Source organism: Steroidobacter sp. (assembly GCF_016790065.1).
In the GTDB taxonomy this organism is placed as follows: domain Bacteria; phylum Pseudomonadota; class Gammaproteobacteria; order Steroidobacterales; family Steroidobacteraceae; genus Steroidobacter.
The window spans coordinates 1-10612 of record NZ_JAEUPY010000089.1 but is presented as its reverse complement, the minus strand read 5'-3'; the positions used below and the strand labels follow the sequence as shown (position 1 = coordinate 10612).

Below are 10612 nucleotides of genomic sequence, written 5' to 3'. Positions count from 1 at the left end.
CCGATGTTTCGGCACGAGAAGCCGCAGCGTGGCCGGTTCCGTCAGTTTCATCAGTTGGACGTCGAGGCCTTCGGTTATCCGGGCCCGGACATCGATGCCGAAGTGATTTTGCTCAGCTCGCGGCTGCTGACGCAGGCCGGTGTGAAACGCTTGGAGCTGAATCTGAACTCGCTGGGCACGCCGCAGTCGCGCCGTGTGTATCGCGAGAAGCTGGTGGAGTACTTCACCGCTTACAAGTCCAAGCTCGATCCCGATAGCTTGCGCCGGCTCGACGGCAATCCGCTGCGCATCCTGGACAGCAAGAATCCGGACCTGCAGGACATCATCAAGAACGCGCCGATGCTGACTGAGCATCTGGACGACGAATCGCGCCAGCACTTCAAGGGCCTGTGCCGTCATCTCGATGCCCTGGGCGTCAAGTACGTGCTCAACCCGTTGCTGGTTCGCGGCCTGGACTATTACTCGCACACGGTGTTCGAGTGGGTGACTACCGAACTCGGCGCGCAAGGCGCGGTGTGTTCAGGCGGTCGCTACGACGGCCTGGTCGAGCAGCTCGGCGGCGAGTCGACGCCGGCCATTGGCTGGGCATTGGGCCAGGAGCGCCTGGTCGACCTGATCCGCGTACAGAACGGTGATGTCGCACCGACCCCGCCGGACGCGTTCTTCGTGATCGCCGGCGAGCGGGCCCAAGCCGAAGGCTTGCGATTAGCTGAACATTTGCGCGACCAAATCCCCGGCTTGCGCATCGAGATGAACTGCGGCGGTGGCAGTTTCAAGTCCCAGCTGAAGCGCGCCGACAAGAGCGGCGCCGCCTGGGCAGTGATTCTGGGCGATTCGGAAACTGACAAGCGGGTCGCCGGTCTGAAGTCTTTGCGGGTGGAGGCGGCGCAGGTGGAAGTTGCCTGGGAGCGGCTGGCCGACGAGCTGGGTTCGCGGCTGCGGGCCTGACGCTGACTGACCTCATTTAGTTACTACAATCAAGATAGAAGTCATGGTCGAAGAATATCTGACCGATCGCGATCAGGAAGAAGCGCTCCGTAACTGGTGGCGTGAGAACTGGAGCTGGATTCTGGGCGGCGTGGTGCTGGGCCTGGCATTGCTGGGTGGCTGGCAGTACTGGAAGGTGCGCACCGCTGGTGAGGCCACCGCGGCTGAGAAGCTGTACGAGGACTTTCGTGGCGCGCTGGGCCGTAACGAACTGGATGCCGCGAATCGTTCGCTCGGCACGTTGGCTGCCGATCACAAGAAGTCGCCGTACGCCCAGCAGGCCCGCCTGCTGTTGGCCAAGAAGCATGTGGAAGAGGCCAAGTACGACGAGGCGTTGCCGCTGTTGCAGGCGGTGGCTGATCAGTCTGCCGACGCCGAGCTCGCCTGGGTGGCGCGCCTGCGTGTGGCTCGCGTGCTGATTCAGCAGGGCAAGCACGACGACGCGCTGAAGGTGCTGGATGCTGACAAGGCGGGCGCATTCGCCGCGCAGGTCCGCGAGATTCGTGGTGACGCGCAGATTGCGAAAGGCAATCTTGAAGGGGCACGAGCCGAGTATGCCGCGGCGCTGGCGGATAACATCGGTGCTCCGGCCGACCGCATGGTCGACCGCAGCTTGCTGGAAATGAAACTGCAGGACGTGGGCGGCGATAAGACGCCGGCTGCGGCCGAGACCAACCCGGCGCCGGCCGAGGGTCAACCATGATCGAAAAGAATGCTTCCTTGACGCGTCTGTATCGAGGCGCGCGAGTTGCCGCTGCTGTGACCGCTCTGCTGGTCATGCTCGGCTGCGACAACGATAAGGAAGTCGATCCGCCGGCCGAGCTCACCGATATCACCACGACGCGCGATGTGCGGCGTGAGTGGACGGCAGGGCTGGGCGGCGATTCGGAACGGCTGCGTCTGGCGCTCAAGCCCAACGTCGTCGACGGCACCGTGTATGCCGCGTCTCACGGTGGCGAAGTGGTCTCGATGAACGCCGCCACCGGCAAGCGCAACTGGCTGATCAAGACCAAGCTGTCGTTGTCGGCCGGTCCTGAAGTTGCTGCCGGCCTGGTGGTGCTCGGTTCGAGCGATGGCGACATCGTCGCGCTCGATGCCAGCAACGGTGCGCAGAAGTGGCGCAAGTCCATCGGCAGCGAAGTGCTGGCTCAGCCGCTGGTCGTGAACGACCTGGTGGTGATCCGCACCGTCGACGGTCACATCGAAGGCCTGGCGCTGGCCGATGGCGCCACCAAGTGGGCGGTCGATGAACAAGTGCCGAGACTGACGCTGCGTGGCACGGCGCCGCCGGTGTTGGCGGGCGATCGCATCATCGCCGGCTTCGACAGCGGCAAAGTGCTCGCCGTCGATCCGCGTAGCGGTGAAGTGCTGTGGGACACGATCGTGAATGCTCCTCGCGGCCGTACCGAGTTGGAGCGTCTCGCCGATATCGATTCGCCGGCGCGTGTTTCGGGCGATGACATTTTCGTGGTCGGCTTCCAGGGCCGCGTCGCCATGTTGGCGCGCGACTCCGGTCAGATCTGGTGGGCGCGCGATACGTCGAGCTATCGCGGTTTCACCATGGACGATCAGAATCTGTATCTCACCAATGCGGACAGCGTGGTGATCGCCATGCGTCGTAGTGACGGCGCCGTGCAGTGGGAACAGGACACCATGAAACGTCGCGGCCTGACCGCGCCCGCCATCGACGGCGACGCGCTGGTGGTCGGCGATTTCCAGGGTTATTTGCATTGGCTCGACAAGGCTACCGGCAACATCGTGGCTCGTCAGAAGACTGACGGCGAGCGCATCACCAACGCTGCGGTTTCCGACAATGAACGTATCTTCGTGCAAACCGACTCGGGCAAGCTGCTGGTATTTCGCAGCGCTGCCCGTGCAGTAAAAACCGCCGACAGCGGCCAGTAATTGGCCGCTGCCCCGGGCAGCACACTCATTCGCTACTGTTAGTTTTTTATCATGCTGCCTGTTATTGCGCTGGTCGGTCGCCCCAACGTCGGTAAGTCGACGTTGTTCAACTTCTTGACGCGCACTCGCGACGCGCTGGTCGCCGATCTTCCCGGACTGACGCGCGATCGTAACTACGGTTACGGCAAGGTCGGCTCGCTTCCTTATGTGGTGGTCGACACCGGCGGTCTGGTCATCGACGCGCAGGGCGTCGAGCAGCAGATGGTCAAGCAGGCGTTGCGCGCGGTGGAAGAGGCCGATCGGGTTTTGTTTCTGGTCGACTCTCGCAGCGGCATCACGCCGGACGATCATTACATCGCGCAGACGCTGCGCAAGCTCGGCAAGAAAGTTTTTCTCGCCGCTAACAAAGCGGAAGGTGTCGACTCAGCCACTGCCGGCGCGGATTTCTATGCGCTTGGCTTGGGCGAGCCGCGAGCCATCTCTGCTCAGCATGGCGACAATGTGCGCTCGCTGGTGGAAGAGGCGCTCGAAGGTATCGTGTTGCCGGAAGGCGCGGCTGCGGCTGGCGGTCAGGACGATATTCGCGTCGCTGTCATCGGGCGACCCAACGTCGGTAAGTCGACGCTCATCAATCGGTTGCTCGGTGAAGAACGGTTGATTTCATTCGATCAGCCCGGCACTACGCGCGATGCTGTGTTCGTGCCGTTCGAGCGCGACGGACACACCTACACTTTGATCGATACCGCCGGCGTGCGACGCCGTGCGCGCGTTGAAGAGGCTATTGAGAAGTTCAGCGTCATCAAGGCGCTGCAGGCGGTCGATTCGGCGAACGTCGTGATTGGCGTCATTGACGCGCACGATGCGGTGACGGAACAGGATGCGAGTTTGTTCGGCATGGTTGCCGAGCGAGGCCGCGCGTTGTTGATTGCGGTCAACAAGTGGGATGGCATTCATTCCGACAAGCGCGATGAGATTCGCGCTGGGTTGGATTTGCGGCTGCCGTTTTTGGATTTCGCGCCGGTGCATTTCATTTCGGCTTTGCATGGCACGGGTGTGGGTGAGTTGATGCGAGGCGTGAAGCACGCCTACGACGCGTCGATGCGTGAGATGGCGACGCCTGAGTTGACTCGTGTTCTGGAGACGGCGATGGAACAGCATCAGCCGCCTTTGGTTCGTGGTCGTCGCATCAAACTGCGCTATGCCCACCAGGGCGGGCGGAATCCGCCCATCATCGTGGTGCACGGTAATCAGATTCAGCATGTGCCGGATGCGTACAAGCGTTATCTGGCGAATGTGTTTCGGAAGACCTTCAAGCTTGAAGGCACTCCGGTGCGGGTTCAGTTCCGGGCCGATGACAACCCCTTCAAAGGCAAACGCAATCCGTTGACGCCGAGGCAGCGTCGCACGGAGAAGCGGAACGCCAAGCGGTCGCCTCATAAGAAGACCTGAGGCCTGTTCGTAAGAAGGCCTGACGTCTGCTCCGGCGGGGCCGTTCGAGGCCCGACGTTAGCCGTCAGAGGTGTGACGTCCGGCTCCGGCGCCGCTGTCGGAGAGCTGACGTCCGGCTCCGGCGCTGCTGTCGGAGGCCTGACGTCTGGCTCTAGCGCCGCCCGAGGTGACGTCTCTCCTCCCGGCACCGCGCACGGCCGGCGCGCATTGCGCGCCTAGCCGCACATCCCTGGTGAGCGCTGCTGCGACTAGCACGTCCCTGTACGTCGAAGCTGCCGGGAGGAGAGACGTCACCTCGGGCGGCGCTTAAAGGTTGGGTGCGGTTGCCCGGAAAGGATTCGGAAGGACAGGCAGGCTCTGTCCAGGCCAGGTCGAGGTCACGTCCAAGCCAGGTGCAGTCCAGGTTTAGGTGGCGATGGAAGGAGGGGCATTTGCATATGCCACCCGGCGATGTTCGAGCCCCTCGGCTCAGGTTTACACTTCCGGGTAACACCAGGTCTGGGACAGACACGGCACCTCTCATGGCTTCAGCCCGCAAAATCCTTTCTCTCGATCGCCCCTTTCCGATGCGGCGGGGTGGCGCTTTGCAGGACGTGCAGATCGCCTACGAAACCTGGGGCGAGCTGAGTTTTTGTAACGACAACGCCATTCTGATCTTCACTGGCTTGTCTCCCTCCGCGCATGCGGCTTCGTCGACTGACGATCCAGCGCCAGGCTGGTGGGAAGACATGGTCGGTCCGGGTCGGCCTATCGATACTCGTCGGTTCTTCGTGATCTGCGTGAATTCGCTTGGCAGCCCGTTCGGCTCGACGTCGCCGGTGTCCGCCAATCCGGCGACGGGCCAGCCGTATCGACTGTCATTTCCAGTCCTCACTGTTGAAGACATCGCTCGCGCTGGGCACGAAGTTGTCGCTTCGTTAGGGATCAAGAAGCTCGCTGCAGTCGTCGGGCCGTCGCTCGGTGGCATGACGGTACTGGCTTACTGCGCCTTGTTTCCAGAAGGTGCGCGCGCTGTTGTTTCCATTTCTTCCGGCGCGCGATCGACGCCGTTCGCCATCGCGTTGCGCTCATTGCAGCGGGAAATGATTCGGAAAGATACGGCGTGGCTCGACGGCAATTACACGGCTGAGGCCATTCCAGTGCAGGGCATGCGACTGGCTCGCAAGCTCGGCATGATCACTTACCGTTCCGCTAAAGAGTGGTCGCAGCGCTTTGGCCGCGAGCGGGCCAATGCTGAGCGCAAGCCAGGCGATCCGTTCGGTATCGACTTCGAAGTCGAGTCGTACCTGGAAAATCACGCGGTGAAATTCATCGGCCAGTTCGATCCGAACTGCTATTTGTATATTTCTCGCGCCATGGATTTGTTCGATCTCGCCGACCACGGCGGCTCGGTCGCCGAGGCACTGCGGCGATTCACTGTCGAGCGCGCGTTGATCATCGGCGTGGAAACGGATCTGCTGTTCCCCATCGAACAACAGCAGGAACTGGCCGACGGCCTCAGCAACGGCACCCGCACCGTGCAGTTCGCCCGACTGCCTTCCATCCAGGGCCATGATTCCTTCCTGGTCGACATGGACCGCTTCCGCCCCGTGCTGGCCGACTTCCTGGCCGACCTGAAGCTCGCCAACCCCTGATTCCTGGGGCCCTTCGTGCGGAGAATAGCGAGGCTAATCTCCGCAAAATGTGCGGAGAATACCCTGGCTAATCTCCGCATCCCAAAGCATAATCTCCGCAGAATGTGCGGAGATTAGCCATGTACCTGTGGCAGCTCAAAGGCTGGCCAAAACTGGTGTGGGAGGCCGCGGCGCTGGCGCCGTTGCTGGCCCGTGCGGCCAAGGAGCAGGGCCGATTGCTGGGCAAGATGGAGTCGTTGGGCTTCGATCTGCGCGGTGAGGCGCATCTGCGGGCAATGACGCAGGAAGTGCTCAAGTCGAGCGAGATCGAGGGTGAAAAGCTCAACGGCGATCAGGTCCGCTCCTCGATAGCGCGTAAGTTGGGGATGGATGTGGCGGGGCTGGTTCGCTCGGACCGCAATGTCGACGGCGTGGTGGAAATGATGCTCGACGCCACCGGCAACTATACGAAGCCGCTGACGGACACCCGTTTGTTCGCTTGGCACAAGGCTTTGTTTCCGACGGCCCGCAGCGCCATGCGCGACATCCTGGTGGGTAAATGGCGTGACGATCGCGACGGCCCGATGCAGGTCGTGTCCGGTCCGATAGGCCGGCAGAAGGTGCACTACCAGGCTCCGCCTGCGAAGCGCGTGGGCGCTGAGATAAAAAAATTCCTGGCCTGGTTCAACAAGCCGGGCGACATGGATCCGTTGCTGGTCGCCAGCCTGGCGCACCTGTGGTTCGTCACCATCCATCCCTTCGACGACGGCAACGGGCGAGTCGCGCGAGCAGTCGCCGATATGGCGCTAGCGCGCTCGGAAGGATCGAGTCAGCGCTTCTACAGCATGTCGGCGCAGATCCGTCACGAGCGTAACGACTACTATCGAATGCTCGAGCGCACCCAGAAAGGCGAGCTCGACGTCACGGCGTGGCACGAATGGTTTCTAGGTTGCTTGCTGCGTGCGATGGAAGGCTCGCAGGGCATGCTGGGTGGCGTGTTGGACAAGGCGCGCTTCTGGGAGCGCTTCGCTAAAGAGCCGATGCACGACCGGCAGATCAAAGTGTTGAATCGGCTGCTCGATGGCTTCGAAGGCAAGCTCACCACCTCGAAGTGGGCGGCGCTCACCAAATGCTCCCAGGACACCGCTTATCGCGACATCCTGGACCTGGTGGCCAAGGGCGCTTTGAAAAAGGATCTGGGCGGCGGCCGGAGCACCAGCTATTCGTTGAATCTGAATTAGCGGGGCTCGGGCCGGGCTTACTTGCTGCCGATAAACAGCGCCGGATCCACCATCGCTCGATTCAACGCGACGCCCCAATGCAAATGGGGGCCGGTGACACGGCCGGTAGCGCCGACGGTGCCGAGCAAATCGCCTTGCTTCACGCTGTCGCCTGATTTCACTTTGATGCTGTCGAGATGACAGTACATGGTCACCAAGCCATCGCCGTGATCGATGTACAGCGTGTTGCCGTTGAAAAAGAAATCGCCGGCTTCGACCACTGTGCCAGCTGCGGGCGAGCGAATCGGTGTGCCTTTGGCGGCAGCGATGTCCATTCCCGAATGCGGATTGCGAGGCTGGCCGTTGAACACGCGACGTGAGCCGTAGGAATCTGAGCGCACGCCTTCGACGGGTGAGATCAGTTGCAGTGACGGTGTATCAGTGGAGGTGAACTTGGACAGTGCTGCGTCCGAACGTTTGGTTTCCGCACCGATGCGTTTCAGATCGTCAGGATTCGGGTCCACCTGGCGCTGATTCTTGATGGTCAAATTCTGAGTTCGATAACTCTTATCCGTGATGCGAAAGGGGACTTCGCTAGTGCCGCTGGGCGTGCTGACTTTGAGTTTCAACTCGCCGGGCTTTTCTGCCAGCGGAATGCCGACCACCGCGAGCCATTTGTCATCCTGCCGGACTACGGCGACGCGATGAGTGTTGAAGATGACCGTCGGTGCGAGATCGCCGCCCGGAACGGGCACCAGCGCGATGCCGCCGGGTACGCGACTTTCCTTGGGCAATTCAGCAGCGCCGGCAGCGAAGCCGGCGAACAGCAGCGGCAGCAGAGCAAAGCGAGTGAGGTGTGACTTCAGCTTGAGGTTCATTGTTTCTCGTCATCTCGATGCGGCACCACTTGCTCGACGCGAGCGCGTAGCGAGCCATGAGCCAAGCGTGTCTCGATCATATCGCCTTGTTTCACTGGCGCTGCATCGGTAACGACCGTGCCGTTGGCATCGGTGACGATGGCGTAGCCACGTTGCAACGTCGCCAGCGGACTCACTGTATTCAACTTGCCGGCCGCAAGTTTGAAGCGTGCTTCCAGGTTACGCAGCTGCCTTTGCAGCGTCGTCTCCATGCTCTTGTCGGCAATCTCGACTCGACGGCGTAGCGCAGCGATGCGAGCCACCGGCGAGTGCTGACGCAAATTGCTGGCGGCGTGACGCAAGCGACTCTCAGCGACACTCACTCGCCGCTGCAGCGATGTTCCCAGCGTCTTGCGCGCAATGTCCAATCGACCGCGAGCAGCAGCGACGCGCAACGCGGGCGAACGTTGACGAAGATGAGCGGCGAGTTCCACGAGCGAACTGCGACGCTTGAACAAGCCATGTCGCATGCAACGACTCAATCGTTGTTCCAAGTCGTCGAGACGCTGCGCCTTTTGTCTCAGCTCGACGCCTGGATGTACTTGCGCGAGCCGGCGTTCGAGCCACACCAGTCGCTGTTGTCGAGCTGCGAGATTACGAACCATCGCCGTTCGGGCGCGTCGGCCCAACAAGGCAACGCTGCGCGTCCACTCATTGCAGTCGGGGGCGACCAACTCGGCTGCACCCGACGGCGTTGGAGCTCGCACGTCGGCAACGAAGTCGGCGATGGTGAAGTCGACCTCGTGACCCACGCCTGATACGACCGGAATCGCACAATCGAAGATGGCGCGCGCCACCACTTCTTCGTTGAACGCCCATAAGTCCTCGAGCGAACCGCCACCGCGAGCGACGATCAACACGTCGCATTCGGCGCGGGCCGACGCGAGCCGAATCGTTGCAGCGATCTGTCCGGCGGCGGTCGCGCCTTGCACCTGAACCGGATAGATCAACACCGGAATCGAGCAGAACCGTCGACGCAGAATGTTGAGCACGTCGCGAACGGCAGCGCCGGTTGGCGACGTGACCACGCCGATCCGCTTCGGCAAGCGAGGCAAACCGCGTTTACGAGCGGCATCGAACAACCCTTCGGCCGCGAGTTTGGTCTTCAGCAGCTCGAAGCGTCGACGGAGCACGCCTTCGCCGGCTTCCTCCATGTGATCCGCGATGAACTGATAGTCGCCGCGAGGCTCGTACAGACTCACGCGCCCGCGCGTCAGAACGTGCATGCCGTCCTTGGGAGTGAAGCGGGCGCCCATGTTTTTCTGGCGGAACATGGCGCATCGCAGCTGGGCGGACTCGTCCTTCAACGAGAAGTACCAGTGTCCCGAGGACGGGCGCGACAGGTTGGAGATCTCGCCCTCCAGCCACAGCGACGGCAGGCCGCGTTCCAGCAGCATCCGGGCTTCCTTGTTCAGGCGGCCTGGCGTGTAAACGTCGCGTTCGGGCTGGGTGGGCTCGGCTGGCGGGTCGGTTTCCTCGACCGGCGGCCGCACGGGCGCGCGGGCCGGCTTGCGGGTTGGCGGAGTTGCTGCCTTTTTGGCTTCCGGCGCCGGCTCGGCGGGGCGCGGGGCGGGCGCCTCGGCCGCAGCGGGCTTGGGCCCGGCCGGTGGCGAGAAGTCGAATTCCAGTTCGCGATTCATGGCCGAGAAGGCTACAGACTACTTCCCGGGCGCGCACGTCCGACGTTGTCCGTCTCAGGCCTATACCGGAAGGGCTCCGCCGCGTACAATGGCGCGCTTTCATCGATAACCCGCGGGCGCCCCACCATGCGTATTCTCGAGGAAGCACTCACCTTCGACGACGTGCTTCTGGTCCCGGCTTACTCAAATTTCCTGCCGCGCGACGCTGACCTAAGCACGCAACTCACTCGCGGTATTCGGCTCAATTTGCCCATTCTGTCCGCCGCCATGGACACGGTGACCGAGGCCCGGCTGGCCATCACCATTGCCCAGGAAGGCGGCATCGGCATCGTTCATAAGAACATGAGCATCGAGGCCCAGGCTCGGGAAGTGGCCAAGGTGAAGAAGTTCGAGAGCGGCGTGATCCACGACCCGTTCACCATCTCCCCCGACAAGACCATTCGCGAAGTGCTGGAGCTGACTCGCTCCAAGAACATTTCCGGCGTGCCGGTGGTGGTGGGCTCCAAAGCGGTGGGCATCGTCACTCACCGAGATCTGCGCTTCGAAACCAAGCTGGACGCCCCGGTCTCCACCGTGATGACCCCGCAAGAGCGCCTGGTCACCGTGCGCGAAAACGCGCCGAAAGACGAAGTGCTGGCACTGCTCCACAAGCATCGCATCGAGAAAGTGCTGGTGGTCGATGCCGACTTCAACCTGAAGGGCATGATCACCGTCAAAGACTTCCAGAAAGCCACCGAATTCCCGCGTGCCGCCAAGGATGACCGAGGCGCGCTGCGCGTCGGCGCTGCCGTCGGCACCGGCGCTGACACATTGAAGCGGGTCGCTGCGTTACGTGAAGTCGGCGTCGACGTGATCATCGTCGACACGGCGCACGGCCATTC

The 10612-nt window shown here is 62.2% G+C and carries 9 protein-coding genes; 7 read left to right on the top strand and 2 right to left on the bottom strand.

Features of this window, described 5'->3' with window-relative positions:
• From hisS to JNL55_RS03530, 6 genes are all read left to right on the top strand, one after another.
• A partial coding sequence (gene hisS, locus JNL55_RS03555) for a histidine--tRNA ligase (RefSeq protein ID WP_293849344.1) occupies positions 1–948 on the top strand: 948 nt, incomplete at its 5' end.
• Between the two features lie 43 nt (positions 949–991).
• Positions 992–1690, top strand: coding sequence for a YfgM family protein (locus JNL55_RS03550; RefSeq protein WP_293849341.1), 699 nt, complete (start codon positions 992–994; stop codon positions 1688–1690).
• Entirely contained in the window at positions 1687–2892 is a 1206-nt protein-coding gene (bamB, locus tag JNL55_RS03545; protein ID WP_293849339.1) for an outer membrane protein assembly factor BamB, read from the top strand. The genes JNL55_RS03550 and bamB overlap by 4 nt, the downstream gene beginning before the upstream one ends.
• A gap of 51 nt (positions 2893–2943) precedes the next feature.
• A complete protein-coding gene (der, locus tag JNL55_RS03540) occupies positions 2944–4341 on the top strand; it encodes a ribosome biogenesis GTPase Der (RefSeq protein ID WP_293849336.1) in 1398 nt (465 codons plus the stop codon).
• A gap of 521 nt (positions 4342–4862) precedes the next feature.
• Positions 4863–5975 carry a homoserine O-acetyltransferase MetX gene (gene metX / locus JNL55_RS03535; RefSeq protein WP_293849333.1) on the top strand — a complete coding sequence of 371 codons (1113 nt, stop codon included), beginning with the start codon at positions 4863–4865 and terminating at the stop codon, positions 5973–5975.
• A gap of 119 nt (positions 5976–6094) precedes the next feature.
• Entirely contained in the window at positions 6095–7195 is a 1101-nt protein-coding gene (locus tag JNL55_RS03530; RefSeq protein ID WP_293849330.1) for a Fic family protein, read from the top strand.
• Between the two features lie 17 nt (positions 7196–7212).
• Here JNL55_RS03530 and JNL55_RS03525 read toward each other — a convergent pair whose 3' ends face one another.
• Both JNL55_RS03525 and xseA read right to left on the bottom strand, forming a co-directional pair.
• Positions 7213–8052: a peptidoglycan DD-metalloendopeptidase family protein gene (locus JNL55_RS03525; protein ID WP_293849327.1), complete on the bottom strand. Its 840-nt coding sequence runs from the start codon at positions 8050–8052 to the stop codon at positions 7213–7215.
• Complete coding sequence (xseA, locus tag JNL55_RS03520; protein WP_293849324.1) at positions 8049–9731, bottom strand: exodeoxyribonuclease VII large subunit; 1683 nt, start codon at positions 9729–9731, stop codon at positions 8049–8051. Before xseA ends, JNL55_RS03525 begins: the two co-directional genes overlap by 4 nt.
• 126 nt (positions 9732–9857) lie before the next feature.
• Between xseA and guaB the strand changes: the two genes are divergently transcribed.
• Positions 9858–10612 (top strand): IMP dehydrogenase (gene guaB / locus JNL55_RS03515; protein WP_293849321.1); only part of this gene is annotated, 755 nt, incomplete at its 3' end.